The organism is Streptomyces yangpuensis, from assembly GCF_001005295.1.
GTDB classification, from domain to species: domain Bacteria; phylum Actinomycetota; class Actinomycetes; order Streptomycetales; family Streptomycetaceae; genus Streptomyces; species Streptomyces yangpuensis.
In genome coordinates this window covers 295,286-321,481 of the sequence record NZ_LBMK01000001.1, presented here as the reverse complement: position 1 = coordinate 321,481, position 26,196 = coordinate 295,286, and the positions used below count along the sequence as shown (strand labels likewise).

General features: G+C 74.6%; 19 protein-coding genes and 1 pseudogene. 13 read left to right on the top strand and 7 right to left on the bottom strand.

The features are described from left to right. Window positions 1-6 precede the first annotated feature (6 nt). Genes AAT21_RS01420 through AAT21_RS01405 form a run of 4 tightly spaced genes read right to left on the bottom strand, consistent with a single transcriptional unit; the run spans window position 7 to window position 4,196 of the window. Window positions 7-906 (bottom strand): LysR family transcriptional regulator, encoded by a 900-nt coding sequence (locus AAT21_RS01420; RefSeq protein ID WP_046774883.1) that lies wholly within the window; start codon window positions 904-906, stop codon window positions 7-9. A gap of 10 nt (window positions 907-916) precedes the next feature. Beyond that, window positions 917-1,837: a DMT family transporter gene (locus AAT21_RS01415; RefSeq protein WP_046775509.1), complete on the bottom strand. Its 921-nt coding sequence runs from the start codon at window positions 1,835-1,837 to the stop codon at window positions 917-919. Window positions 1,838-1,885: 48 nt separating this feature from the next. Beyond that, on the bottom strand, window positions 1,886-2,818 hold the full coding sequence (locus AAT21_RS01410; protein WP_046774882.1) for an EamA family transporter: 933 nt from the start codon (window positions 2,816-2,818) through the stop codon (window positions 1,886-1,888). A gap of 52 nt (window positions 2,819-2,870) precedes the next feature. After that, window positions 2,871-4,196: an MFS transporter gene (locus tag AAT21_RS01405; RefSeq protein WP_046774881.1), complete on the bottom strand. Its 1,326-nt coding sequence runs from the start codon at window positions 4,194-4,196 to the stop codon at window positions 2,871-2,873. A 107-nt stretch (window positions 4,197-4,303) separates the two neighbouring features. Here AAT21_RS01405 and AAT21_RS01400 point away from each other — a divergent pair, with 107 nt between their 5' ends. After that, complete coding sequence (locus AAT21_RS01400) at window positions 4,304-4,795, top strand: MarR family winged helix-turn-helix transcriptional regulator (RefSeq protein WP_046774880.1); 492 nt, start codon at window positions 4,304-4,306, stop codon at window positions 4,793-4,795. A gap of 110 nt (window positions 4,796-4,905) precedes the next feature. Here the strand turns inward: AAT21_RS01400 and AAT21_RS01395 are convergent, their stop codons facing one another. Beyond that, complete coding sequence (locus AAT21_RS01395; protein ID WP_046774879.1) at window positions 4,906-5,148, bottom strand: hypothetical protein; 243 nt, start codon at window positions 5,146-5,148, stop codon at window positions 4,906-4,908. A gap of 20 nt (window positions 5,149-5,168) precedes the next feature. After that, window positions 5,169-7,163, bottom strand: a complete 1,995-nt coding sequence (locus AAT21_RS01390) for a 4-alpha-glucanotransferase (protein ID WP_046774878.1) — start codon at window positions 7,161-7,163, stop codon at window positions 5,169-5,171. Between the two features lie 231 nt (window positions 7,164-7,394). On the opposite strand from AAT21_RS01390, the gene AAT21_RS01385 reads away from it, so the two are divergent. After that, window positions 7,395-10,403, top strand: a complete 3,009-nt coding sequence (locus AAT21_RS01385; RefSeq protein WP_046774877.1) for a beta-N-acetylglucosaminidase domain-containing protein — start codon at window positions 7,395-7,397, stop codon at window positions 10,401-10,403. 100 nt (window positions 10,404-10,503) lie between these two features. Here AAT21_RS01385 and AAT21_RS01380 read toward each other — a convergent pair whose 3' ends face one another. Beyond that, window positions 10,504-11,046 carry an HNH endonuclease gene (locus AAT21_RS01380; RefSeq protein ID WP_046774876.1) on the bottom strand — a complete coding sequence of 181 codons (543 nt, stop codon included), beginning with the start codon at window positions 11,044-11,046 and terminating at the stop codon, window positions 10,504-10,506. Between the two features lie 284 nt (window positions 11,047-11,330). Here AAT21_RS01380 and AAT21_RS01375 point away from each other — a divergent pair, with 284 nt between their 5' ends. From AAT21_RS01375 to AAT21_RS01330, 11 genes and pseudogenes are all read left to right on the top strand, one after another. Beyond that, a complete protein-coding gene (locus AAT21_RS01375; RefSeq protein ID WP_412180289.1) occupies window positions 11,331-12,413 on the top strand; it encodes a mechanosensitive ion channel family protein in 1,083 nt (360 codons plus the stop codon). A 133-nt stretch (window positions 12,414-12,546) separates the two neighbouring features. Beyond that, complete coding sequence (locus AAT21_RS01370; RefSeq protein WP_046774875.1) at window positions 12,547-13,773, top strand: ROK family transcriptional regulator; 1,227 nt, start codon at window positions 12,547-12,549, stop codon at window positions 13,771-13,773. Between the two features lie 8 nt (window positions 13,774-13,781). Continuing rightward, window positions 13,782-13,913: pseudogene (locus AAT21_RS37870) on the top strand (carbohydrate ABC transporter permease); the annotation flags it as partial. A 5-nt stretch (window positions 13,914-13,918) separates the two neighbouring features. Then, entirely contained in the window at window positions 13,919-15,193 is a 1,275-nt protein-coding gene (locus tag AAT21_RS01365; RefSeq protein ID WP_046774874.1) for a 6-phospho-beta-glucosidase, read from the top strand. Continuing rightward, window positions 15,184-16,173 carry an N-acetylglucosamine kinase gene (locus AAT21_RS01360; RefSeq protein ID WP_046774873.1) on the top strand — a complete coding sequence of 330 codons (990 nt, stop codon included), beginning with the start codon at window positions 15,184-15,186 and terminating at the stop codon, window positions 16,171-16,173. The genes AAT21_RS01365 and AAT21_RS01360 overlap by 10 nt, the downstream gene beginning before the upstream one ends. Window positions 16,174-16,383: 210 nt before the next feature. After that, window positions 16,384-17,793, top strand: coding sequence for a hypothetical protein (locus tag AAT21_RS01355; RefSeq protein ID WP_079025380.1), 1,410 nt, complete (start codon window positions 16,384-16,386; stop codon window positions 17,791-17,793). 5 nt (window positions 17,794-17,798) lie between these two features. Next, window positions 17,799-18,911, top strand: coding sequence for a glutamate ABC transporter substrate-binding protein (locus AAT21_RS01350; protein WP_079025379.1), 1,113 nt, complete (start codon window positions 17,799-17,801; stop codon window positions 18,909-18,911). 119 nt (window positions 18,912-19,030) lie between these two features. Then, the gene (locus AAT21_RS01345) at window positions 19,031-20,305 is read left to right on the top strand and encodes a hypothetical protein (protein WP_046774872.1); all 1,275 of its coding nucleotides are present in this window, start codon (window positions 19,031-19,033) and stop codon (window positions 20,303-20,305) included. Continuing rightward, complete coding sequence (locus AAT21_RS01340; RefSeq protein ID WP_046774871.1) at window positions 20,302-23,193, top strand: serine/threonine-protein kinase; 2,892 nt, start codon at window positions 20,302-20,304, stop codon at window positions 23,191-23,193. Before AAT21_RS01345 ends, AAT21_RS01340 begins: the two co-directional genes overlap by 4 nt. A 297-nt stretch (window positions 23,194-23,490) precedes the next feature. Then, entirely contained in the window at window positions 23,491-24,816 is a 1,326-nt protein-coding gene (locus tag AAT21_RS01335) for a PP2C family protein-serine/threonine phosphatase (RefSeq protein ID WP_412180288.1), read from the top strand. Between the two features lie 33 nt (window positions 24,817-24,849). Beyond that, window positions 24,850-26,175 (top strand): VWA domain-containing protein, encoded by a 1,326-nt coding sequence (locus AAT21_RS01330; protein ID WP_046774869.1) that lies wholly within the window; start codon window positions 24,850-24,852, stop codon window positions 26,173-26,175. Window positions 26,176-26,196: the final 21 nt, after the last annotated feature.

The following is a 26,196-nucleotide window of genomic DNA, read 5'->3' as shown; positions in this document are numbered from 1 at the left end:
GTACCGTCAGGGCCCGGCGGCGACGGTCCGCAGGGCCGTGAGGACGTGCGCCACCGCGGGAGCGGATTCGGCTCCGCGCCGCACCGCCGCGATCACGTGCCGCGTCGGCCGGTCCCGCGACAGCACCCGGACCGCCACCCCCGAGGCCCGGCTCGACACCATCCGGGGGACCAGGGCGACGCCCATGCCCGCCTCGACCATGGCCAGGATGGCCGTCCAGCCCGAAGCCGAGTGGGCCTGTTCGGGCACGAAGCCCGCGGCCTCGCACGCGCCGCGGGCGATCTCCGACCACGGCCCGCTGCCCCCGTAGATCCACGGGTCCCCGGACAGGTCCGCCAGCCGCAGGTCCGCCGCGTCCCGCAGGGGGTGCCCGGGCGGGAGGGCCACGTCCAGCGGGTCCTCCATCAGCGTGACCCGGGTGAACCTCCGGTCCCGGGCGGTCGGTGCGTGGGCGGCCAGCGACAGCGCCAGGTCCACACCTCCGGCCGACAGGAGCTCGTAGGACTCCGCGGCCTCGGTCTCCCGGACCCGTACCTCCACGCCCGGGTGGGCCCTGCGCAGTTCCGCCACCGCCGGGACCACCAGAGCGGGCACGGCGGTGGAGAACGCGCCGAGCCGTACCTCTCCCGCGTCCCCGGCGAGGTAGCCGGCCAGTTCCGCGTCGGCCTGCTCCAGCTGCGCGAACACCGCCTCCGCGTGCCGGAGCACGAGGTGGGCGGCGTCGGTGAGGCGGACCCGGCGGCCCTGCGCCTCCAGCAGCACCACCCCCAGCTGCCGGGCGAGGTTCGTCAGCTGCTGCGACACGGCCGAGGGCGTCATGTGGAGCGCCTCGGCCGCCCGGGTCACGGTGCCCTGTTCGGCGAGGGTCCGCAGGATCCGCAGCTTCTTGATGTCCCACTCGGTCATGGGCCCGAACCTACCGCCGGGCACTTCCCAGCCCGACCCCGCCGAGGATCAGCGCCATGCAGAGCAGCTGGGCCGGTCCGGTCGGCTCGCCCAGGAGCAGCAGGCCGAGCCCCGCCGCGCACACCGGCTGGAGGTAGTAGACGACTCCCGCGCGGGCCGCTCCGATGACCGAGACGGCCTTGTTCCAGGCGAAGAAGGCGACGGCTGAGGAGAACACGCCGACGTAGAGCAGCGGTCCGACCGTGTCGGCCGTCGTCTCGAAGCCGCCCTGGACGTGGAGGGAGACGGCGTAGGCCGGGGCCAGCATCAGCGCGCCGAGGACGAAGGTGGTGATCAGGAAGGCGAGTCCGCCGAGTTCGGCGGGCTTGCGCTTGAGCAGGGCGCTGTACGTGGCGAAGGAGAGGGCCGCGGCGAACATCCACAGGTCGCCCGCGCCGAAGTCGAAGCCGATCGAGCCGTCGCCGACGAGCAGCAGTACTCCGAAGGCGGCGAGCAGCATGCCGAAGGTGCGGCGGGCGCCGAGCCGTTCGCCGCCGAGGCGGGCGTACAGCGCCATGACGACGGGCGAGGCGGCCATGATCATGCCCATGTTGGAGGCCGAGGTGGTCAGTCCGGCCTGGTGCACGAGCGTGTTGTAGAGGGCGACGCCGAACAGCGACGCGAGGGCGATGAAGCCGAGGTGGCGCCGGATCAGGGCCCGCTGCTGCCAGGCCTGGCGGGCGGCGAAGGGGGCGACGGCCAGCAGGGCGATGATCCAGCGCCAGAAGACCGCCTGGACGGGCGGGACGGTCTCGGCCATGCCCCGGGTGGCGACGAAGCTGCCGGACCAGACGACCGTCGCGAGCAGGGCGAGGAGTACGCCGAGCCCGGCGGCACCCTTCCTGCCCGTGCTGCCGGGTTCGGCGTGCGAAACGGTGCGGACGCGGTCCATGACGGCCACTGTGCGTCTCCCCCTCGGGTCGGTCGGATGTCGAGGGACCTACCGTCGCACCCGCCCATCAGTCAGGTCCATCGAAAAGTTCCGATCGTTCTTTTCAGCAGAACTGAACGGTTGGGGGGTGCGGGCGGCAGCCGGCTGTCCGGCGACGGTGGCCCCGAAGGCGATGGCCATGCCCACGAGCTGCACGGGGGTGAGCGCCTGCCCGAGGGCCGCCCAGCCGATGGCGGCCGCGGTCAGCGGGGAGAGCGGTCCGAGGAGGGTGACCGAGGTGGCGCCGAGCTGCCCGATGCCGCGGAACCAGAGCCAGTAGGCAATGCCGGTGTTGATCAGCATCATGTAGCCGTAACCGAGGAGGGCCTTGCCGTCGAGGGCGGGCGGTGCGCCCTCGACGAAGGCGGCCACCGGGATGAGGACCAGCCCGCCGGCGGTCAGCTGCCAGCCGGTCATGGCCAGCGGTCCGACGCCCTCGGGCCGGCCCCAGCGCTTGGTCATCACGGTGCCCGCCGCCATGGAGGCGGAGGACACCACACCGGCGACGACACCGGTCAGGTCGAGTGCCGCCTCGGCCCTGAGGACGACCATGCTCACGCCGAGCGCCCCCGCGACGGCGGCCAGCACCGTACGCAGGCTCGCGCGCTCCCCGAGGACGAGTGCGGCCAGGCCCACGACGAACAGCGGGCCGGCGGAGCCGAGCACGGCCGCGACCCCGCCGGGCAGCCGGTAGGCGGAGAGGAACAGCAGCGGGAAGAAAGCGCCGATGTTGAGGGTGCCGAGGACGGCGGACTTCCACCACCACGCGCCCTGGGGCAGGGTGCGGGCCAGCGCGGTCAGCAGCAGGCCCGCGGGCAGGGCCCGCATGACGCCGGTGAACAGCGGCCGGTCGGGCGGCAGCAGTTCGGACGCGACGGCGTAGGTCGAGCCCCAGGAGATGGGGGCGAGGGCGGTCAGGGCGACGGTGGCGAGACGCTTCATGGCGGGTGGCTCCTCGTGCGGATAAGAGGAAGGCGGGACCGGGGGGTGCGGTTCAGGCGGCCGCGGAGGCCGGACGGCGGTCGGACGCGGCCGTGGTGGCAGCGGCGCCGGCGACCGCGGCCGGGGGCTCGGCGTGCACGGCCTCGGCCGGCAGGTGCCGCTCCAGCCGCAGCAGCGCCAGGGCGGCGCCGAGCGCGGCGGCGGTCAGGACGGCCCAGGGCAGCCGGCCGTCCACGGCGAGCAGGGCGGTGAAGAGGGAGGGGGCGAGGGCGGTGGCCAGCGAGTAGGACAGCTGGTAGGTGGCCAGGTAGCGGCCGCGCACCGGCTCGGGGGCCGCGGAGACGGACAGGGCGCCGCCGGAGGGGCTGTGCACCAGTTCGCCGAGGGTGTAGACGACGACGATGACGAGCAGGGCGGCCAGGGTCGCGCCCTGGCCGGGACGCAGGGTGCCGAGGACGATCTGCCCGGCGAAGGCGGCGGCGAAGAGCAGGGCGCCGAGGGCGGCGGAGCGGGTGCGGCGGGCGCCGGAGCGGCGGACACGGCCCGCGACCAGCACGCCGACCCCGGCGCACAGGGCGGTGTTGAGGGTGAAGGCCGCTCCGGTGAGGGAGTCGGGCGCCGTCAGCCAGGTGGAGAGGTAGAGCGGGAAGAGGACGGAGAGGGCGGCGTAGCCCAGCGCGGTGAGGAAGTTGGCGGCGGTGAGCCCGAGGAAGGGGCGGTCGCGCAGGACCATCCGGTAGCCGGCGGCCGGCCGCCCGGCGCCGGCGGCGTCCGGCTCGGCCGGGACCGGGCGGACCCTGCTGACGAGCAGTCCGGCGAGAGCGAAGGCGAGGGAGTTGGCCCAGGCGGTGTGGGTGAAGCCGCCGGTGCCCCACAGCGCCAGTACGCCGGAGACGAGGAGGGCGCCCGCGCCCATCCCGGCGTTCTGCAGGGCCCGGGTGGACGCCTGGAGCCGGTCGCGGGCGGCGCCCCGCGCCACTTCCCCGATCAGGGACTGCTGCACGACGGAGAAGGAGCGGTCGGCGAGCGCGGTGACGAGGGCGACGGCCGCGAAGGCGGGCAGGGAGCTCGCGAGGGGATAGAGGGCGAAGCCGAGCGCCCTGATCCCGTAGAGCACCAGGTTGACCCGCTTGGCGCCGAACCGGTCGACGGCCGAGCCCGCCAGCGGCATGAAGGCCAGCCCGGCCACCCCGGTGACCGTCATGACCAGGCCGACGAGGGTGAAGGAGAGGCCGGTGACGTGGTGGAAGAAGACGAGCGAGAAGGGGATGTACATGCCGATCCCGATCGCGCTGACTCCGATGCCGAGGAGCAGCGACCGCTCCCCCGCGACCTTCGCCTCCCCGGCCTTCGACGTCCCGCTCCTGAACACTGCCATGACGGCCCCTCCCCCGATTCGGTTGCCGATAAATAGCTTACCGCTAAGCTACTTATGGTCAAGCAACTTTCTTGCGAACGATCCGAGGGAACCGGAATACTGCGCTCATGAGTGAGGAAAAGGACGCGGTCGACGCGATAACGGCCCAGTGGTTCGCCGTGCGCCCCGAGCTGGACACGGCCCCCATGGCCGTCTTCGGACGCATCTACCGGATCGCCAAGGCCATGGGCGACGCGATGGAGGAGCGCTACCAGCGCTTCGGCATCTCGCGCGGGGAGTTCGACGTCGTCGCCACGCTGCGCCGTTCGGGCGCCCCGTACACGCTCTCGCCCCGTCAGCTCTCGGCGACCCTCATGCTCACCACGGGCGGCATGACCGGGCGGCTGGACAAGCTGGAGAAGGCCGGACTGCTGTGCCGCAAGCCCGATCCGCACGACCGGCGGGGGCTCCAGGTGACGATCACCGACCGCGGCCTCGAACTCGTCGACGAGGCCGTCACCGCCGGTCTGGAGGTGCAGCGCGCCGCGCTCACCGGGCTGTCCGACGAGGAGGTGGCCCAGCTCACCGGCCTGCTCCGCAAGCTGCTGGCCGGCATCTGAGGACACGCCGAGGCGCCGGGGGTCGACGCACGGCCGAAACGGATCGGCGGTGCGGACCCCCGGCGCCCGGGAAGGTCATACGGCCGCGGCCCGCACGGGGCCGCAGCGGGTCAGGCCTGCTTCTTCTGCGGCCTGTCCGACTTGTCGAGGACCATCACGAGGCCCACGATGACGAGGAAGATGACGATCGGCAGGACCACGTACAGACCGAGCGTCTCACCGATGCTCAGGCCCGGGCCCGGGTCGTCGCCGTCGTCGCGGGTCAGCGCGAGAGCAGGAGACGTCATCAGCAGCATCATCAGCGTCGTTCCGGCCGAGACGGCGCCGGCGCGCAGAGCGTTCTTCTTGTCCACGGTGCAAACGTAGCGAACACCTAAACGCCGCGCGCGCCCGGGGGTGCCGTACGGGGAACCGCTCCCTCCCGCACCGCGCTGAGCAGCGCGTTCGCCCGGGGCGAGGCCATCAGCTCCTCAAGCGTCAGAGGCCGGCCCGAGGCATCGGCGACCGGCAGCCGCCAGTTGGGGTACTGGTCCCAGGTGCCCGGCAGGTTCTGCGGCCGCCGGTCCCCCACCGCGTCCGGGAGCCATACGCCGACCAGGCGCGCGGGGGTGCGCAGCAGGAAGGCGTACAGGGCCTGTACGGCGGCCTCCTCACCCTTGGTGTCGAGCCCCAGCCCGTCCAGCAGGGCCAGCCATTCGGCGGTGTCGGCGGCGTCCTCGGCCCGCTCCAGGTCGGCCGGACGGGTCAGCAGGCCGAGCCGGTCACGCAGTTCCACATGGCCGCCGGCGAGCTTGGCGGCCGTGGGCGGCAGGTCGTGGGTGGTGACGGTGGCCAGGCAGTCCGCCCGCCAGGCCTCCGGGGCGAGCGGGCCGCCGTCGCCCGCCCAGTCCCGTTCGAACCACAGCACCGAGGTGCCGAGCACCCCGCGGCGGGCCAGCTCCCGGCGCACGCGCGGCTCCACCGTCCCGAGGTCCTCGCCGATGACCGGGGCCCCGGCCCGGTGCGCCTCCAGGACCAGGACCGCCAGCATCGCCTCGCCGTCGTGGCAGACGTAGGTGCCCTCGGCGGGCGGGGTCCCCTCGGGGATCCACCAGAGCCGGAAGAGGCCCATGACATGGTCGATGCGCAGGGCGCCGGCATACCGGAACACCCCGCGCAGCAGCGCCCGGAAGGCGGCGTAGCCGGTGCCGGCCAGCACGTCCGGGCGCCAGGGCGGCAGCCCCCAGTCCTGCCCGCGCGCGTTGAAGGCGTCCGGCGGGGCCCCCACCGAGATGTGGCGGGCGTGGAGGGCGGGCTCGGCGGCGTCCGAACCGTCCGGGTGCACCCCGACCGCCAGATCATGCACGATGCCGACGGTCATGCCGGCTCCGAGGGCGGCGCACTGGGCGGCGACAAGCTGGCCGTCCGTCAGCCAGACCAGCCAGCGGTGGAAGTCGGTGCGCGCCTTCGGGTCCTCGCCCGTGCGGGAGGCCTGCCGGCCCGCGTGGAGGTCCAGCGAGGCGCCTCCCTGTGCGCAGAACGCCCGGTAGTCCGCTTCCCGTTCGGGGGTCCGCGGGACGGCGTACAGCAGCTCCAGGGCCTGTCGCTTGAGCGCCCAGACGGCGTCCCGGTCGATCAGGGCGCCCTTCTCCAGCACCTCGTGACGCAGCGCGGCGCCCCGGGAGGCCAGTTCGGCCAGGGCCTGACGCTCGGGGCAGTCGGCGTACTCGGGGACGTCCTCGATCCGCAGGTGGACGGGGTCGGGGAAGCGGCGCGAGGACGGGCGGTACGGCGAGGGGTCGGTCGGGGTTCCCGGCAGGGCCGCGTGCAGCGGGTTGACCTGGATGAAGTCCGCGCCGTGGGTCCGGGCCGCCCAGCGGGCGAGTTCGGCGAGGTCCCCGAGGTCGCCCATGCCCCAGGAGCGCTCGGAGAGCAGGGAGTAGAGCTGGACGAGCAGCCCGTGGGCCCGCTCCGGCGCGGCGGGGGCCCGTTCGGGGGCCACGACCAGGGTCGCCCCGGCGGTCCGCCCGTCGGGGGCCTCGGCGGTGATCCGGTGGACCCCGAGGGGGAGTCCGGGACCCCAGGCGAGCTCCTCGCCCGACTCCTCCGCCACCACCACGACCCGGCTGCCCGGCGGGAGCCCGGCCGGGAGTGGCGGAACGGGCTCCCCCTGCCAGAGCACCACCGTGGGCGGCAGCAGCCGGCCGGCGGCCGACTCGGCGGCCGACCGGGCGGACACCCGAATGCTCTCGGCATCGTCGGTCACGACGCCGAGCAGCCCGAGGATCGTTGTGATGGTGGCCTCGGGGACCTCGACGGTGACGTCGGGGGCGGGCCGGTAGGAGGTGGCGATGCCGTGCAGGGCGGCGAGTCGGGCCAGGTCGTCCATGGACGGGCGCTCCTTCGTGCGTGCGGGCAGGCGGAGGTGAGGGTGGGTCAGAAGCGTGGAGCACAAAAGCGGGACGCCGCCGGGGAACACCGCAGCCATACCCACTGGGAGGGGTCGCATTCCTGTCGCATCCGGGGCAGATCACCCACCCGCATTGACACTCCAGCCGCACGGGTGGTGGGCTCGGGCTCATTCGTACGAGTGGGGGACGTCTCGCGACGAGGAGGCTCTGTGCAGCTCAGAGGCAGGAAACGGTCGACGGCGGCCGCCATCGCGGTGATCGGGTCGCTGCTCGGCGGCGCCGTGGCCTCCGCGCCGCTCGGGTTCCTCGCCAGCCCCTCCCTGCCGGACGGGCCGACCACCGCGCCGGGCGCAGCCGGCGCCTCGGGCGTCGGCGCCAACGGCGCCGTCGGCCCCGTGCTCGACCCGGGTGCCGACACCCCCCGGAGCGCCTCCGAGGGCCCGGCCGTGTGGCCCCGGCCGCAGTCGATGGCCGCCGATCCCGCGCGCGAGGTCCCGCTGGGCCGGGAGGCCGTGCTGGTGGCCCCGGCGGACGCCGATCCGTACGCCCTCCGGGTCGTGCGCGAGGCCCTGCGCAAGGCGGGCGTGAAGACCCTGCACGAGCCGGCCCCCGGGGAGCCGCTGCCCGAGCGGGGCACACTCGTACGGCTCCAGGACGCGGGCGCGCAGGAGGCCCTGCTGGCGATGGGCGCGACCGCTGCCACGGACCTGCCGGCCGGCGGCTACCGGCTGGCCGTGGGCCGGCCCGGCGGCCGGGACACGGTCGCGCTGGCCGGGGTCGGCGGGGAAGGGCTCTTCCACGCGGCGCAGACGCTGCGTCAGCTGCTCGCCGCGGGCCGCGGAAAGGTGCCCGGCGTCCTGGTGCGGGACTGGCCGGCCGCGCCGGTGCGCGGGATCACCGAGGGGTTCTACGGACAGCCGTGGACCCAGGAGCAGCGCCTGGCCCAGCTGGACTTCATGGGCCGCACCAAGCAGAACAGGCTGCTGATCGCGTCCGGCGACGACACCTTCCGCACGACGGGCTGGCGCGAGGCCTACCCGCGGGAGCGGCAGGAGGAGTTCCGCGCGCTGGCCGAACGGGCCCGTGCCAACCGGGTCGTACTGGCCTGGGCGGTCACCCCGGGACAGTCCATGTGCCTGTCGTCGGCGGCCGACCGGGCGGCGCTCGCGCGCAAGGTGGACGCGATGTGGGACCTGGGCTTCCGCGCCTTCCAGGTGCAGTTCCAGGATGTCAGCTACACCGAATGGGGCTGCCGCGCGGACCGGCAGCAGTACGGCCGGGGCCCGGCGGCGGCAGCGAAGGCGCACGCGGAGGTCGCGAACGAGCTGGCCGCGCACCTGGCCGCCCGGTATCCGGGGGCGCCCGCGCTGTCGCTGCTGCCCACCGAGTACTACCAGGAGGGCGCCACCACCTACCGGACGGCCCTGGCCCGCGCGCTGGACGCGCGGGTGGAGGTCGCCTGGACGGGCGTCGGCGTGGTGCCGCGCACGATCACGGGCCGGGAACTGGCCGGGGCGCGCTCCGCCATGGGGCAGCAGCCCCTGATCACCATGGACAACTACCCGGTGAACGACTGGGACCCGGGCCGGATCTTCCTCGGCCCGTACGCGGGCCGCGAACCGGCGGTGGCAGGCGGCTCCGCGGCGCTGCTGGCCAACGCGATGCAGCAGCCCATCCTGTCGCGCATCCCGCTCTTCACCGCGGCGGACTTCGCCTGGAACCCCCGCGACTACCGGGCCGGCGAGTCCTGGCAGGCGGCGGTGCGCGACCTGGCGGGCTCCGACCCGAAGGAGCGCGAGGCGATCGCGGCGCTGGCCGGGAACACGACCTCGTCCGGCCTCAAGCAGGAGGAGTCGGCGTATCTGAAGCCGCTGGTCGAGCAGTTCTGGAAGGCCCGGGCCGCGGGTGATCCGGCTGCCGGGTCCGAGCTGCGCAAGGCGTTCACGGTGCTGCGCGAGGCCCCCGAGCGGCTGACCGCCCTGTCGGACGAGGCGGGCCCCTGGCTGGAGCGCCTCTCGCGCTACGGAACCGCCGGCGAACTGGCCGTGGACGTCCTGCAGGCCCAGGCCCGCGGGGACGGGGCCGCCGCGTGGCAGGCCTCACAGGCCCTCGCCGAGGCGCGCGAGGCACTGGCCGAGCCGGGACCCGCCCAGGTGGACAAGGCCGTTCTGGACCCCTTCCTGAAGAAGGCGGCGGCGGAGGCGGACGCCTGGACCGGCGTCGCCCGCACGGCCGGCACGGTCACGAAGGACGCACAGGCCTGGACGGTGCGGCTGGACTCCGCACGCCCGGTGTCGGCGGTGACCGTGATGACGGACCCGCTCCCGGCGGGCTCGCGGGGCGCCGTGGTGGAGGTCCACGTACCGGGCGAGGGCTGGCGCAAGGTCGGCGACGCGGCGCCGTCGGGCTGGACCCAGGTCGACACGGCCGGGGTGCGTGCCGACGCGGTGCGCCTGGCCTGGGCCGGGGCCGCGCCCGTGGTGCACCGGGTGGTGCCGTGGTTCGGGGACGGCCCCACGGCCCGCTTCGAGCTGGCGGACGGGGGCCGCACCGACGCCGAGATCGGCGGCGCCCCGCAGCGGGTCACGGCCCAGCTGTCCGCCCTGGGGCCCGGCGAGGTCCGCGGACCGCTGTCGGCGCAGCCGCCGGCCGGCATAGAAGTCCGCCTCCCGCAGACCGCGGTGGTCCCGCGCGGCGGTCAGGCGTCGATCCCGCTGGAGGTCGTGGTCGCGCCGAACACCCCGACGGGCAGCTACCGGATCCCGGTGGCCTTCGGCGGGGAGACCCGCACCCTGACGGTCCGTGCGGTGCCCCGGACCGGCGGACCGGACCTGCTGCGCACCGCGCGGGCGAGCTCCTCGGCGAACGAGACCGCCTCCTTCCCGGCCTCGGCGGCCGTGGACGGCTCCCCCAGCACCCGCTGGTCGTCGCCCGCGGTGGACGGCGCGTGGTGGCAGGCGGAGCTGCCCGCCCCGGCCCGGGTCGGCCGGGTGGACCTGCACTGGCAGGACGCCTACCCGTCGGCCTACCGGGTGGAGACCTCCGCCGACGGCGTGACGTGGCGGCCTGCCGCGGCCGTCACCGGCTCCCGCGGCGGGCGCGAGTCGGTGCGGCTGGACGCGCCGGACACCCGCTTCGTGCGGGTGACGTGCGAGCGCCGCGCGACGCGCTACGGCTGCTCGCTCTGGTCGGTGGAGGCCTACGCGGTCAAGCCGTAGAGGGTGTCCTGCCGATCAGGTGAGCCGACCCCCGGGAGGCCGGGACGCAGGTCCGACGACCTGCGTCCCGGTGCATCCGGCGGAGCCGCGGCGGAGGCCGTCAGGAGGCGGCCACCCCGATCCCGATCCGCTCCAGCGCGTCCTCGGCCCCGAACGGCTGGAGGTAGGGCATCCAGCGCGGGTCCCGGTGTCCGGTGCCGATGATGCGCCAGGCCAGACCCGAGGGAGGGGCAGGCTGGTGACGCAGGCGCCAGCCCAGTTCCAGCAGGTGCCGGTCGGCCTTGACGTGGTTGCAGCGCCGGCACGCCGCGACGACGTTGTCCCAGACGTGCTGTCCGCCCCGGCTGCGCGGAATGACGTGGTCGACGCTGGTGGCGACGGCACCGCAGTACATGCAGCGGCCGCCGTCCCGCGCGAACAGGGCGCGCCGGGTGAGTGGAACGGGCCCCCGGTAGGGGACCCGCACGAAGCGCTTGAGCCGTACCACGCTGGGCGCGGGGACGACCCTTGTCGCGCTGTGCAGATAGGCGCCGGATTCCTCCAGGGAGACCGCTTTGTTCTCCAGGACGAGGACGAGCGCGCGGCGGAGCGGTACGACGCCGAGGGGCTCGTACGACGCGTTGAGGACCAGGACGTGCGGCACGGACTGCCTCCTTGTACGCCGGCGGCGCGTGGCTCGCGCCGGGACGATCTGTTCTCCAGTCTCTCCTTACGGCTGGTCGAAGCGCCACCACTCGCCCGTAACGGGTCCGAGGTGTTTTCGACCACAGTCGGTCATCCCCGGGTGAGTCTGGTCTCTCCCTCGAACAAGGCGCCGAAGTGAAGGGATTGCCCCGTTAGTGTGGTTGGTCTGCCCGTGCATCCGCCCCCGGCCGTCGTCCGGCGGGACCCCCGGCGGGCAGACCGCTACATCTGGAGGTTCCTGTCGTGCCCTGGCCCGCCGCTCTGCTGCCGCTGGCAGCCGATGTCCCGGACGCGCCCGCTTCGGTCAAGGAGGCGCAGGAGAGCGTCACCGAGGCCGCGAGCTTCATCGAGCAGAACTGGGCCACCTGGCTGGGCATCGGTCTGCGGATCCTGCTGATCGTGGTGATCGCGGCCGTGATCCGCTCGGTGGTCCGCAAGGCGCTGACCAAGCTCATAAACCGGATGAACACCAGCGCCGAGGCGGTCGAGGGCACCGCGCTCGGCGGACTGCTCGTCAACGCCGAGCGGCGGCGCCAGCGGTCGGAGGCGATCGGTTCCGTCCTGCGGTCGGTGGCGTCCTTCCTGATCCTCGGCACGGCCGCGCTGATGGTCCTGGCCGCCCTGAAGATCGACCTGGCGCCGCTGCTGGCCAGTGCCGGTGTGGCCGGTGTGGCCATCGGTTTCGGCGCCCGCAACCTGGTGACGGACTTCCTCTCCGGCGTCTTCATGATCATGGAGGACCAGTACGGCGTCGGCGACAAGATCGACGCCGGGGTGGCCTCGGGCGAGGTCATCGAGGTCGGCCTGCGCGTGACCAAGCTGCGCGGCGACAACGGCGAGATCTGGTACGTGCGCAACGGCGAGATCAAGCGGATCGGCAACCTCAGCCAGGGCTGGGCAACCGCGGGCGTGGACGTGCAGGTCAAGCCGTCGGAGAGCCTGTCGCGGATCCGTGAGGTGGTCCAGCAGGTCGCCGACTCGATGGCGAAGGAGTCCCCCTGGGACGAGCGCCTGTGGGGCCCGGTGGAGGTACTGGGCCTGGACGAGGTGCTGCTCACCTCGATGACGGTGAAGGTCTCCGCGAAGACGATGCCGGGTCAGCAGTTCGCCGTGGAGCGGGAGCTGCGCTGGCGGATCAAGGAGGCCTTCGACGCCGCGGGCATCCGCATCATCGGCGGCGTGCCGGGCGCGGACGAGGAGGGCGAGGCCCCGGCGGACCCGTCGGCCTCCGTCGCCGCGCCGTCCGCGCTGGCGAACCCCGCCTCCCCGCAGTCCCTGGCCACCGCCCCGATCCCGCCGCCCGCCGGCCCGCGGATCACCAAGTAGCGGCCCCTTCCGTCCCGCTCCCGCTGCCCCGCAGGCCGTGCCGTCACGACCTGCGGGGCAGCGGCATTGACACGGCTCGAACGGTGATAGGAAACTTACCTAACAGATGACCCCGGTGAGGGAGAGCCGCCGCATGCCCGCCGCCACGCCCGGAACGCCCAGCCTGTTGCGCGCCATGAACGACCGGGCCGCACTCGACCTCCTGCTGACGCACGGCCCGCTGTCCCGGACCCGCATCGGACACCTCACCGGGCTCTCCAAGCCCACCGCCTCCCAGTTGCTGGCCCGTCTGGAGGCCGCCGGACTCGTCGTGGTCACCGGCACCGACGGCGGCCGCCCCGGCCCCAGTGCCCAGCTGTACGCGATCAACCCGCGGGCCGCCTACGTCGGCGGCCTCGACGTCACCCCGGGGCGCGTCCTCGCCGCCGTCGCGGACCTGACCGGCACCGTGATCGCCTCCCACGAGGTCCCGTACACGGAGGGCGCGCAGGCCGTCGGCCAGGTGACCGAGGCGCTCGGCGGGGCGGTCGAGGCCGCCGGACTGCACCGCGGCGACCTGCACCGGGTGGTCATCGGCACGCCCGGCGCCTTCGACCCGCAGTCCGGCCGGCTGCGCTACGCCAGCCATCTCCCCGGCTGGCACTCCCCCACCCTCCTCGACGACCTTGCGGCGGCCCTGCCGATGCCCGTCGAGTACGAGAACGACGTCAACCTCGCCGCCGTCGCCGAGCAGCGCCTCGGCGCCGCCCGCGGGCACGAGGACTTCGTCCTGCTGTGGAACGAGGAGGGGCTCGGCGCCGCCCTGGTGTTCGGCGGCAGGCTGCACCGCGGCTGGACCGGCGGCGCGGGCGAGGTGGGCTTCCTGCCCGTGCCCGGCCGCCCCCTGGTCCGGCAGGTCACCCGGGCGAACTCCGGCGGCTACCAGGAGCTGGCCGGCGTGGAGGGACTTCCCCGGCTCGCCGCGGACCTGGGCGTCGAGCCCGTCTCCGGCTCACCGGACGGCCCGGACGCCGGGCCGCACGGCCCGGAGGTCGCCGCCGCCGTCGCACTGCTCGCGCGGGCCGCCGCCGCGCCCGAGGGCGCGCACCTGCGGTTCCTCCAGGCCTACGCCACCGCCCTGGCCACCGGTCTCGCCTCACTGGTCGCCGTCCTGGACCCGGAGATCGTGGTCCTGGCCGGGGCCGCGATCGGCGCGGGCGGCGAACCGCTGCGCGAGCTGCTGGGGGCCGAGCTCGCCGACCTGGCCCCCTCGCGCCCCCGGCTGGTCCCGGGCGAGGTCCTTCAGCAGCCCGTCCTGCACGGTGCGCTGGAGAGCGCGCTCGCCGCCACCCGGGACGAGGTCTTCGACACCTCCCGCTGACCCCCCACGGGGCGCACCACACCAACTGGAACCTGACCATGGCCGCGACCGTGCTGGTCACGGCCCCGGTGATCGTCCTCTTCTTCCTCGCCCAGAAGGCGTTCGTCGAGGCAGTCACCCTGACCGGCGTGAAAGGCTGACGACGTTGAAACTCGCAGTGGTGGGCGGCGGTTCCACCTACACCCCCGAACTCGTCGACGGCTTCGCGCGGCTGCGCGACACCCTGCCGGTCGAGGAACTGGTGCTGATCGACCCGGCCACCGAACGGCTGGAGCTGATCGGCGCCCTGGCCCGCCGGATCTTCGCCCGGCAGGACCACTCCGGCCTGGTCACCACGACCACCGACCTCGACGCGGGCGTCGCCGGGGCCGACGCGGTCCTCCTCCAGCTGCGCGTCGGCGGACAGGCCGCCCGGCTCCAGGACGAGACCTGGCCGCTGGAGTGCGGCTGCGTCGGGCAGGAGACCACCGGCGCGGGCGGGCTCGCCAAGGCCCTGCGCACCGTCCCGGTGGTCCTCGACATCGCCGAGCGGGTCCGGCGGGCCAGCCCCGACGCCTGGATCATCGACTTCACCAATCCGGTCGGTATCGTCACCCGGGCCCTCCTGCGCGCCGGGCACAGGGCCGTCGGGCTGTGCAACGTCGCCATCGGCCTCCAGCGGAAGTTCGCGGCCCTGCTGGACCTGGCCCCCGCCGACGTCCACCTCGACCACGTGGGCCTCAACCACCTCACCTGGGAGCTCGGGGTGCACCGGGGCGGCCCGGACGGCGAGGACCTGCTGCCCGGGCTGCTCGCCGGGCACGGGGAGACCCTCGCCGCGGACCTGCGGCTGCCGCGGGCGGTCCTGGACCGGCTCGGCGTCGTCCCCTCGTACTACCTGCGCTACTTCTACTCCCACGACGAGGTCGTACGGGAGCTGGGCGCCAGGCCCTCGCGGGCCGCCGAGGTCGCCGCGATGGAGCGCGAACTGCTCGGCCTGTACGCGGATCCGGCCCTCGACGAGAAGCCCGCGCTGCTGGCGAAGCGGGGCGGCGCCTTCTACTCGGAGGCGGCCGTGGACCTGGCGGCCGCGCTGCTGGGCGGCGGCGGACCGGAGTTCCAGGTGGTCAACACGTACAACAACGGCACGCTGCCCTTCCTGCCCGACGACGCCGTCGTCGAGGTCCAGGCGCGCGTCCGCGCCGCCGACGGCTCCGGCCCGGTGCCGCTCCCGGTGCCGCGCCCGGACCCGCTGTTCGCCGGGCTGATCTCGCACGTGACGGCGTACGAGGACCTCGCGCTGGACGCAGCCCTGCGCGGGGGCCGCGAGCGGGTGTTCAGGGCGCTGCTGGCGCACCCGCTGGTCGGTCAGCACGACCTGGCCGAAGGGCTCACCGACCGGCTCCTCGCGCACAACAAGGAGCACCTGCCATGGGCGTGACCCTCCCTGCGGTCCTCGCGATCGACGCGGGCAACAGCAAGACGGACGTCGCGCTCCTCGCCCCGGACGGGTCGGTACTGGCCACCGGGCGGGCCGGGGGCTTCCAGCCGCCCCGGACCGGGGTGGCCGCGGCCGTGGACGTACTGGCCGAGGCGCTGGCCTCGGCGGGCGTGCGCGCCGGCGGCGGGGCCGGGCCCGTCGCGGAGCACGTGTCGGCCTGCCTCGCCAACGCCGACTTCCCCGTCGAGGAGAGACTGCTGGCGGACGAGATCGGGCGGCGCGGCTGGGGGCGCGCGACCGCGGTGCACAACGACACCTTCGCGCTGCTGCGCGCCGGGCTGCCCACGGGCGCCGCACCGCGCGGCGTGGCGGTGGTGTGCGGGGCCGGCATCAACTGCGTCGGGATGACCCCGGACGGGCGGACCGCGCGCTTCCCCGCGGTCGGGCGGATCTCCGGCGACTGGGGCGGCGGGGGCGGACTGGCCGAGGAGGCCCTGTGGTGCGCCGCCCGGGCGGAGGACGGGCGGGGTGCGGACACGGAGCTGGCCCGGGCGCTGCCCGCACGGCTCGGCCACGCCTCGATGGCCTCGCTGATCGAGGCCCTGCACCTGGGGGAGGTACCGGCCGGCCGGCGGCACGAGCTGACCCCGGTGCTGTTCGAGGTGGCCGCCGCCGGGGACCCGGTGGCGCTCTCGCTGGTGCACCGTCAGGCGGACGAGGTCGTGGCCATGGCCGTGGTGGCACTGGACCGCCTGGGTCTGCTGGACGAGGAGGTGCCGGTGGTGCTGGGCGGCGGGGTGCTGACGGCCCGGCACTCCCGGCTCGACGAGCGGATCGCGTCCGGCCTCGCCGAACGGGCCCCGCACGCCCGGATCACGGTGGTCACGGCGCCCCCGGTGCTGGGCGCCGCGCTGCTCGGCCTGGACGCGGTCGGGGCCCCGGCTCCGGTCCACGGAAAACTCCGTGCCCATTTCGGGTGAACCGGCCCCGGAAAGCGCCCGGTCTGGAACCGTTACGGCCGTAAGGACGTATTGACGGTGAAGGGGTGACGAAAGGCACCCGCGGGGGCGGATCGCCCCGGATCCAGCACCGGGTGCTGTGGTCCACCGGCACTACGGCCATACTGCTGCTGCGCAGGGGGACCCCCCTGCGGCTGCTGGGGGGACGACAGGACCGAGGGGGAGGTCACGGTGGCGATCACATCACGCGCGCCCGCGCCCGGGGGTGGTGTCCCCGTGACGCCCGCCGGCGCGCCGGCGTCGCCGCCCGAGGGCCCACCGGGCCGGCGCACCGCCTGGTCCGAGGGGGTACAGCGGCTGCGTGAGGCCGCCACCACCGAACCGGGCCGGCTGCGGATCATCGGGGCGGTTCTGGCCGCCCTGATCATGCTGTTCGGCGCGGTGAGCGTGTGGGAGATCTCCGACCGGGCCACCGCCGCCGACGACGTCGTGGGCCGCAGCCAGCCGCTGAGCGCGGACGCGGCCAGCATCTACCGTTCCCTCGCCGACGCCGACACCACCTCCTCCAGCGGGTTCCTCCTCGGCGCTCAGGAGCCGCGCGAGGTCCGCAGGCGCTACGAGAAGGACATCGCCAACGCCTCGCGCCTGCTGGTGAGCGCCGCCGCGAACACCGGCGGCAGCGAGGAGTCCCGTGAGCAGATCACCCTGTTGAGTGAACAGCTGCCGCGCTACACCGGCCTGATCGAGCAGGCGCGGGCCACCAACCGGCAGGGCCTGCCGCTGGGCGGCGCCTACCTCCGTTACGCCAACGAACAGATGACCACCCAGCTGCTGCCCGCCGCCCAGCGGCTGTACGAGGCGGAGACCCGGCGGCTGCACACCGACGACGACGACGCCCGCTCCTGGCCGCTGGGCTCGCTGGGCCTGGGCGTGCTCGCCGTCACCGCCCTGGTGTGGGCGCAGCGGCGCAACTACCGGCACACGAACCGGGTCTTCAACCACGGGCTGGTGGCCGCGACCGCGGCCTCCGTGGTGGTGCTGCTCTGGCTGTCCGTCGGCCATACCGTGGCGCGTTCCTCACTGAGTGAAGCCCGCTCGGACGGGCAGGAGTCGATGAAGGTGCTCAACGACGCGCGGATCGCCTCCCTCCAGGCCCGGGCGAGTGAGAACCTGACACTGATCGCGCGGGGCGCCGTACTGGCCGAGGACAACAAGTCCGACAAGTACGACGTGGACTTCACCCACAACATGAAGCAGCTGGACGCGGGGCTCGCGACCGCACTGCGACTGGCCGACGACGACGCCGGCCGGGAGCCCGTGAGCCGCGCCGCCGGCGGCGTGGAGCAGTGGAAGCAGCGGCACCAGGCGGCCCGGGAGGCGGACTTGAAGGGCGACTACGAAGCCGCGCTGTCCCAGGTCGTCGGGGACGAACAGCACAAGCAGAGCAGCGGCGCCGCCTTCGACACGGTGGACGCCTCCCTGGAGCAGGCCGTCGCCCACGAGCAGCAGGAGTTCACCCGGGCGGCCCGGGACGGGCTCGGCGCGCTGGGGGGCCTGGTGACGGGCTCGGCGGTCCTGGTGGTCATCGGCGCGGCAGCGGCCCTGCTCGGTATCGGGCGCAGGCTTTCGGAGTACAGGTGAGAGCGATGCGGATACGGGCGAGGCGGGCCGCCGAGGGCCACGAGGGGTACACGGAGCACGAGGGGCACGAGAGGCGCACGGGCCGCAGGCGGGCCCCGGGCGCGGCGTCCGGGGCCCGGCGGGCCGCGGGCCGGCTGCGCGGCTGGGGCGGCGTGAGCGCCATGGCCGCCGCCTGCGCCGTGACGGCCGCGCTGGTGCTGCTGCCGCTCGCCCACGCGACACCGGACACCGCACCCGGCGTCCCCGCCCGCGGGCCCGCCCAGGCCGCGGCGGCGGCTCCGGCGGCGCCCTGGGTTCTCGCGGACACCTGTCAGGACCCCGAGGCCAGCCTGCGCCCGTCCGATGTGGACGGGGCGGCCATCGCGCGGATCAAGGCGGCGGGCAAGCTCGTCGCGGGCGTGGACCAGAACAGCTTCCGCTGGGGGTACCGCAACCAGACCGCGGAGGGCGGCCGCCTCGACGGCTTCGACATCGACCTGGTCAAGGCCATCGCCAAGGACATCCTGGGCGACGAGAACGCGGTCATCTACCGGGCCATCCCGACCAGCCAGCGCGTCCCCGCCCTGCAGGAGGGGCGCGTCGACATCGTCGTGCGGACCATGACCATCAACTGCAAGCGGCTGGAGGACGTCGCCTTCTCGACGGCCTACTTCGAGGCCGGCCAGCAGGTGCTGGCCCCCAAGGGCTCGCCGATCACCGGCTACGACGCCTCGCTGAAGGGCAAGCGGATCTGCGTCGCGGCCGGTTCCACGGCGGAGAGCGCGCTCAAGGGCCAGTCGTACGGATCGGTACCGGTCACCGTGGCGAACCAGCTGGACTGCCTGGTCCGGCTCCAGCTGCACGAGGTCGACGGCATCATCACCGACAACGCCCTCGCCGCCGGCCAGGCCGCGCAGGACCCGTCGGTGCGGCTGGTGGGCTCGCCCTTCACCCGGGAGTTCTACGGTGTCGCGATGAACAAGGACGCCTCAGACCTGGTCCGCCGGGTCAACAAGGTGCTGGAGAGCTACCGCGCGGGCGGCAATGACAGCCCGTGGATGAGGGCGTACCTCAAGCACCTCCAGCCCGTGCTGCCCGGCGTGACCGCCCCGCCCGCGCCCAAGTACCGGGACGGCTGAGGCCGGTGGCGATTTCGGGCACGGGACCGGGCACGAGGTCGGACGCGGAGGGGACCACGGAAGCGAACACGGAGGCGGCGGAAGCGGAGGCACAGCCGGTGGAGACGGGGTCTGCAGTGATGGACCGGGACGGCGTCGACCGCGCCCTGACCCGGCTGGGCGCGGAACACGAGGCCGTCGAGACCTCGCTGCTCGCGCTCCAGGACCACGCCGGGCGCCGGCTGCTGGAGGGCGCCGAGCTGACCGGGATCACCAAGGAGCGCTGGGCGGGCGCCGACGCGGACATCACCCGGCTGTGGACGTACTTCGACGCCTACAGCGGGGCGCTGACCGCCGCCCGGGAGATCCGTGAGCGGCGGCGCTGGCCGAACCGCGAGGATTTGATCGAGCTGACCGAGCGGCTGCGCGGGCCCGGGGTCCTGATCGCCGGGGCCGCCACGGAGGGCGCCGCGCTGGCGGAACGGCTCTCGCTCGCCGAGCTCGTGTCCCGGATGAACGACCTCTACGCGCGTTCGCTGGACGTGGTGGTCGCGGCCGACGCCGTGTGGTCGGCGCTGCCCGCCCGGATCGACCTGCTCGCCGCCGAGCTGCACCGCACCCGTTCGCTGGCCCACTCGGTGGGCGTGCGGCCGGGTGAGCACCCCTCGGGCGACGACCTGGAGTACATCACCGCCGAGCTCACGGAGCTGCGCGCCCTGGTGATCGCGGATCCGCTGGCCTTCTGGCGTCCCGCCGCGGGAAGTTCCGCGCCGGGCGGCGGCCGTCCGGACACCGCGCGCTACGACCGGGCCGCGCTCGCGCTGGAGGACGTACGCCGGGAGGTCGAGGCGGTACTGGACGTGCGCCAGGACGCCGAGCAGCGGCTGATCAGCCTGCGCGACGTGCTCTCGCGGGCCGACCGGACCCTGGCGGAGGCACGGACGGCGCGCGGCGAGGTGCTGGCGAAGATCGCCGCGTCCGAGGTGCCCGTGGTCAGCGGTCCGCCGACGGTGCTGCAGGAGCAGCTCGCGGCGGCGGCCGACCACCGGCGCCATGCGCGCTGGCACCGGCTCTCACCGCTGCTGGAATCCCTGGAGGAGCGGGCCGAGGAGGAACTGCGCCGGGCCCGTGAGTCGTTGACCGCGGTGACGGCGCCGCTGGCCGTGCGGGCCGAGCTGCGCGGCCGGCTCGACGCCTACAAGGCGAAGGCGGCCCGGCACGGCCTGGCGGAGGACCCCCTGCTGATCGAGAGGTACGACGTGGCCCGGCGGATGCTGTGGAGCGCGCCCTGCGACCTGCGGGCCGCGGAGCAGGCCGTGCTGCGCTACCAGCAGGCGACCGCGGAGTCGCTGGCGCCGCGGCACCGGCCCGAGCAGACGATCCGGCCGGACGAGCCGGGGACGGAGGACGCATGAGCATGACCGGAGCGGCGTGCGTTCGCCCCGGCTGCCCGGGAACGTACGAGGACATGGGTGGCGGCGGGCTGTACTGCGACACGTGCGGCCTGGCCCCGTTCGGCTCGATCGCGGCGGGCGCGGAGGATCTGGTGTCGCCGCCGACGGGGATGACGAGCGCGGCCCGCGGCTCCCTGGGGTCGGGCGGGTCCCACGGATCGCAGGGGTCCCAGGGGTCCCACGGTTCGGCGCGTTCCTCGGCGTCGGCCCGGTCCTCCCGGTCCTCCTCGTCGCGCCGTTCGGTGTCGGGCCGGCTCTCGCGGTCCCTGACGGGGCAGGCGTCCACCCGGTCGGTGTCGGTGCGCAGTTCGGGCTCGGCCGCGTCCTCGGGCCGCAGCCGGCTCGGTGCCGGACTGGTCAACGTGCCGGAGGTGCCGCGTCCGGACCCCTCGGCTGCGGTCCTGGAGAATCCGGAGGTGCCGGAGCGCAAGCGCTTCTGCTCGCGTTCGGACTGCGGCGCCCCGGTGGGCCGGGCCCGTGGGGACCGGCCGGGCCGGACGGAAGGGTTCTGCACCAAGTGCGGGCACCCGTACTCCTTCGTTCCCAAGCTGCGCGCCGGTGAGGTGGTGCGCGGCCAGTACGAGGTGGCGGGCTGCCTCGCGCACGGCGGTCTCGGCTGGGTGTACCTGGCGGTGGACCGGGCCGTCGCGGACCGGTGGGTGGTCCTCAAAGGTCTGCTGGACACCGGCGACCAGGACGCGATGGAGGCCGCGATCTCGGAGCGGCGCTTCCTCGCGGAGATCGAGCACTCCAACATCGTGCGGATCTACAACTTCGTGGAGCACCTGGACCAGCGGACCGGTTCGCTGGACGGGTACATCGTCATGGAGTACGTCGGCGGCAAGTCGCTGAAGGAGATCGCGAACGAACGCCGCCGGCCGGACGGGCGGCGCGACCCGCTGCCGGTGGAGCAGGCGTGCGCGTACGGCATCGAGGCGCTGGAGGCGCTGGGCCACCTGCACAGCCGGAACCTGCTGTACTGCGACTTCAAGGTCGACAACGCGATCCAGCAGCAGGACCAGCTGAAGCTGATCGACATGGGCGCGGTGCGGCGGATGGACGACGACGAGTCGGCCATCTACGGCACGGTGGGCTACCAGGCCCCGGAGGTCGCGGAGCTGGGGCCGTCGGTCGCCTCCGACCTGTACACGGTGGCGCGGACGCTGGCCGTCCTGACCTTCGACTTCCAGGGCTACACCAACGTGTTCGTGGATTCGCTGCCGGATCCGGAGCACATCGAGGTGTTCCGGCGGTACGAGTCCTTCTACCGGTTGCTCGTACGGGCGACCGACCCGGACCCGGGGCGGCGCTTCGCCTCGGCGCAGGAGATGGCCGACCAGCTGACGGGTGTGCTGCGGGAGGTCGTCGCGCTGCAGACGGGGCAGCCGCGGCCGCAGCTGTCCACCCTCTTCGGCCCGGAACTGCGGGTCCCGGACACCCGGCTGTTCACCGGCACGGACACCTCGGACACGGTCGTCTCCCGTCTGGGCCGCCGCGAGATCACCCCCCGCGGCGGCACCGGCCTGCGCAGCCTGTGGAGCCGCACCCGCCCGACACCTGCGCCGCCGGGCCGGCCCGGAACGGCTCAGCCGCCGAGCGGCGCAGGCGTGCACGCCAAGGGCGCGGGCACCTCGCCGGGCACGGCGAACCCGGCCGCCTTCGGCCCGGTCACCGCGCCGGGCGGCGCCGGCCTGCCCGGGGCAGCCGCTTCGGCGGGGCCGCGGCACGCCGCGCGCGGCGGCGCAGCCGCCGGCCGGCCCGGCGGCGCAGCCGCTGCGACGGGGTCCGGCGGGGCCGGGTTGACCACTGCCACGCGTGTGGCGGGGGCGGCCGTGCCGCGGGCACGGCAGGCTCCGGCGACCGCGGCGGGCCCCCCGCCCGCACCCCTGACCGCGCCCCCCGCCGGAGGCGCCGGCACCAGCAGTGCCCCCACGCTCGACGCCCGCGACAGCGCACTCGCGCTGCCCGTACCGCTGGTGGACGCCGGCGACCCCAACGCCGGTTTCCTGGCGGGTCTGCTGGCCTCCGCGCCCGCGGACCTGCTCGGCGCGCTGGCCTCGGCACCCGCCGAATCGGCGGAGTTGCGGCTGCGCGAGCTGCGGGCCCGGCTGGAGCTCGGCGAACCGGCCGCGGCCGGGGACGCCCTGGCCGAGCTGGAGGCCCGTCACCCGGACGACTGGCGCGTGGTGTGGGCCCGCGGCATCGCCTCGCTGGCCACCGGTGACGACGAGACGGCGGCCGTGTCCTTCGACGCGATTTACGACGCCTTCCCGGGCGAGCCCGCACCGAAGCTGGCCCTCGGGCTGTGCGCGGAGGTGCTGGGCCAACTGGACAACGCCGCCGAGTACTACCGCCTGGTCTGGATCACCGACCCGGGATTCGTCAGCGCGGCCTTCGGGCTGGCGCGGGTCCAACTGGCCACCGGTGACCGGGCCGGAGCCGTGCACACGCTGGAATCCGTACCGGAGGCGTCCATCCACTACACCGCCGCGCGGGTGGCGGCCGTACGCGCACGTCTGCGCGACCGGTCACCGGACGAGCCTCTGCTGGCCGATCTCTCGGCCGCCGCCGACCAGGTGGAGGCCCTGCGGAGGTTCGGGCTGGACCCGGAGCGGCAGGAGTTGCTGGCGACGGAGGTTCTGGGCACGGCCCTGGACTGGGTACTGTCGGGTGGTCGGGGTGCCGACCCCGGCCGGACCTCGCTGCTCGGCAGTCAACTGGACGAGCGGGGCCTGCGCTTCGGACTGGAGCGCTCGTACCGCGTCCTCGCACGGCTGGCACGGCGTGGCGAGGAGAGGATCAAACTGGTGGAACGGGCCAACCGTTTCCGTCCCCGGACGTGGGTGTGATTGATGTCGATGCATCGGCTGTCGGGCTGCCCCAGCTGCGCGGAACCCCTCGAAGAGGGTGACCGTTTCTGCGGTCTCTGCGGCTATGCCCTGACCCCTTCTTCCGCGGCCGTGTCCACGGACCACCCGACCCTTCCCATCCCACCGGCACCACCCGCGCCGCCCGCGCCGGCGGCCCCACCTGCGCCGTCGGCCCGACCGGCACCGCCCTCGGGCGGGTACGCGATCCCGGCCCCGGCCCCGGCCGCCTCGCGCGCCGCCTCCGGCGCCGGTGAACCCGCCCCCGGCTGGGGCAGCGTGGCCGCGGCCGCGCCGACCCTCGTCGGGGACCCGGCCGACTGGGCGGCCACCCCGGCGCCGCACCGGCCGGAGCCGGAACCGGAGCCCTGGCCGAGCCCGGCCGGCGTCTCGTACCCGGGTCCGGGCCACGAGAAGCCGTACGGCACCGGCACGCCCCCCGAGGGGACCTCCTGGGATGGCGCCGAGCCCACGCCCCCGGCCCCGCAGGGCCCGGCGGACGGCTCCGATACCCGCCACGACCGGCCCGGCGGCGACCCGGGCACGCCCGCCGGGGCAACGTCCTGGGGCCCGGGCGAGGCCCCGCACGAGAGCCCGTACGACAGCCCGTACGACAGCACGGCCGCCGCAGCGGCACCCGGCGGGAAGACCTGCGTGGCCTGCCGGGCCGGGCACGTCGACACCGACGGGTACTGCGAGCACTGCGGGCACGCCCAGCCCCGGGAGCGGGACCACGTGGAGGAGGAGCTGGGCAGCGTCGCCGCCGTCAGCGACCGCGGGCTGCGCCACCACCGCAACGAGGACGCGTTCGCCGTGTCGGCCACCGCCCTGCCCGACGGCTCTGCCGCCACCGTGGCCGTCGTCTGCGACGGGGTGTCCTCCGCGAGCCGCCCCGACGACGCGTCGGCCGCCGCGGCCGCCGCCGCGAACGAGGCCCTGCTGGAGGCCCTCCCCCGCGGGGCGCACCCCCAGGAGGCCATGCACGAGGCGATCCTGGCCGCCGCCGCGGCGGTCGACGCGCTGGCCCCCGAGGTCGCCGGCGCGCAGAACGCGCCCGCCTGCACCCTGGTCGGCGCCGTCGTCAGCGGCGGCCTGCTGACCATCGGCTGGGTGGGCGACAGCCGCGCCTACTGGGTGCCCGACGACCGCGCCGCGCTGCCCCGCCGGCTCACCGAGGACGACTCGTGGGCCGCCCAGATGGTCGCCGCCGGCCTGATGGGCGAGGCCGAGGCCTACGCGGACGTCCGCGCGCACGCCATCACCGGCTGGCTGGGTGCCGACGCGTACGAGCTCGAACCGCACACCGCGATCTTCAAGCCGGACCACCCGGGCGTGGTCGTGGTCTGCACCGACGGGCTGTGGAACTACGCGGAGTCCGCGCGGGAGATGGCGCAGGTCCTGCCCGTCGACGCCGCGGTACGCCCGCTGCACAGCGCACAGGTGCTCGTGGGGCACGCCCTCGACGGCGGCGGCCACGACAACATCACCGTGGCCGTCGTGCCGTTCGCCACGCAGCCCGAAGGGGAACGGGAACCGGGAGCGGCCCAGGAGACCGGCACGGCAGCACCAGCGGAACCGGAAGTGGAAGCGCGCCCGCAGGTCTGACCCGCCTGCCCGAGCCCTCTAGGAGTCCAGCCGATGGCGAATTTCGCCAAGCCGAGCGCACCGCGCTTCAGCGTGGACGTGTACCAGAACGAGTTCCTTCCCGAAGGCGGGCGGGACGTCCACGCCATCGTCACCGTCACCGCCACCGGCGGGGGCAGCGTCACCCGCGGGACCCCCGCCGACGGCACGGCCGCCGTCGTGATCATGGTCGACTGCTCGGGCTCCATGGAGTACCCGGCGGAGAAGATGCGGGGCGCCCGCGAGGCCACGGCCGCGGCCGTCGACACCCTGCGCGACGGCACGGCCTTCGCGGTGATCGCCGGCACGCACGTGGCCAAGGAGGTCTACCCGGGCCTGGGCCGCCTCGCCGTCGCCGGTCCCGCCACCCGGGCCGAGGCGAAGGAGGCCCTGCGCGGCCTCAGCGCCGGCGGCGGCACCGCCATCGGCACCTGGCTGCGCCTGGCCGACGGCCTGCTGCGCGGCACCACCGCGGCGATCCGGCACGGCATCCTGCTCACCGACGGACGCAACGAGCACGAGGAACCGGCCGTCCTGCGCGCCACCCTGGACGCCTGCGCGGGCCGCTTCACCTGCGACGCCCGCGGCGTGGGCACCGACTGGGAGGTGAAGGAGGTCACCGGCATCGCGAGCGCCCTGCTCGGCTCCGCCGACATCGTGGCCGACCCGGCCCACCTCACCGAGGACTTCACGCGCATGATGGAACAGGTCATGGGCAAGGAGGTCGCGGACGTCTCGCTGCGCCTGTGGACCCCGGTCGGCGTGGAGATCCAGTACGTCAAGCAGGTCGCGCCCACCGTGCAGGACCTGACCGACCGCCGTACCGACACGGGCCCGCGCGCGGGCGACTATCCGACCGGGTCGTGGGGCGACGAGTCCCGCGAGTACCACGTGTGCGTCCGGGTCCCCGGCGCGGCCGTCGGCCAGGAGATGCTCGCCTCCCGCGCCACGCTGGTGCGGCCGGCGACGGGCGGCGAGCCGGAGGCCGTCCTGGCCCAGGGCCTGGTGCGCGCGGTGTGGACCAACGACGTGGCCGCGTCCACCGCCATCAACCCGCAGGTCGCCCACTACACCGGGCAGGCGGAGCTGGCGCAGGCTATCCAGCAGGGCCTCGAAGCCCGCAAACTGGGCGATGTCGATGGCGCTACCGCCAAACTCGGACGGGCCGTACAACTGGCGAGCGTCTCCGGGAACGCCGACACAGCACGACTTCTGTCGAAGGTGGTGGATGTGGTGGACGCGGTGGCGGGTACTGTGCGGCTGAAAGCGAAGGTTGCCGACGCCGACGAGATGACTCTCGAAACACGTTCGACGCAGACCGTCCGAGTGAAGAAGTTCTGAGAGCCTCCCGCGATGACGCAG

Bases quoted from the DNA above. Each gene is read 5' to 3' on its own strand.
- AAT21_RS01390 (WP_046774878.1), bottom strand. From the start codon at position 7,163: ATGGACGACCTGGCCCGACTCGCCGCCCTGCACGGCATCGCCACCTCC.
- AAT21_RS01420 (WP_046774883.1), bottom strand. From the start codon at position 906: ATGACCGAGTGGGACATCAAGAAGCTGCGGATCCTGCGGACCCTCGCC.
- AAT21_RS01415 (WP_046775509.1), bottom strand. From the start codon at position 1,837: ATGGACCGCGTCCGCACCGTTTCGCACGCCGAACCCGGCAGCACGGGC.
- AAT21_RS01405 (WP_046774881.1), bottom strand. From the start codon at position 4,196: ATGGCAGTGTTCAGGAGCGGGACGTCGAAGGCCGGGGAGGCGAAGGTC.
- AAT21_RS01410 (WP_046774882.1), bottom strand. From the start codon at position 2,818: ATGAAGCGTCTCGCCACCGTCGCCCTGACCGCCCTCGCCCCCATCTCC.
- AAT21_RS01330 (WP_046774869.1), top strand. From the start codon at position 24,850: ATGGCGAATTTCGCCAAGCCGAGCGCACCGCGCTTCAGCGTGGACGTG.
- AAT21_RS01370 (WP_046774875.1), top strand. From the start codon at position 12,547: ATGCCCGCCGCCACGCCCGGAACGCCCAGCCTGTTGCGCGCCATGAAC.
- AAT21_RS01345 (WP_046774872.1), top strand. From the start codon at position 19,031: ATGGACCGGGACGGCGTCGACCGCGCCCTGACCCGGCTGGGCGCGGAA.
- AAT21_RS01360 (WP_046774873.1), top strand. From the start codon at position 15,184: ATGGGCGTGACCCTCCCTGCGGTCCTCGCGATCGACGCGGGCAACAGC.
- AAT21_RS01350 (WP_079025379.1), top strand. From the start codon at position 17,799: ATGCGGATACGGGCGAGGCGGGCCGCCGAGGGCCACGAGGGGTACACG.
- AAT21_RS01400 (WP_046774880.1), top strand. From the start codon at position 4,304: ATGAGTGAGGAAAAGGACGCGGTCGACGCGATAACGGCCCAGTGGTTC.
- AAT21_RS01340 (WP_046774871.1), top strand. From the start codon at position 20,302: ATGAGCATGACCGGAGCGGCGTGCGTTCGCCCCGGCTGCCCGGGAACG.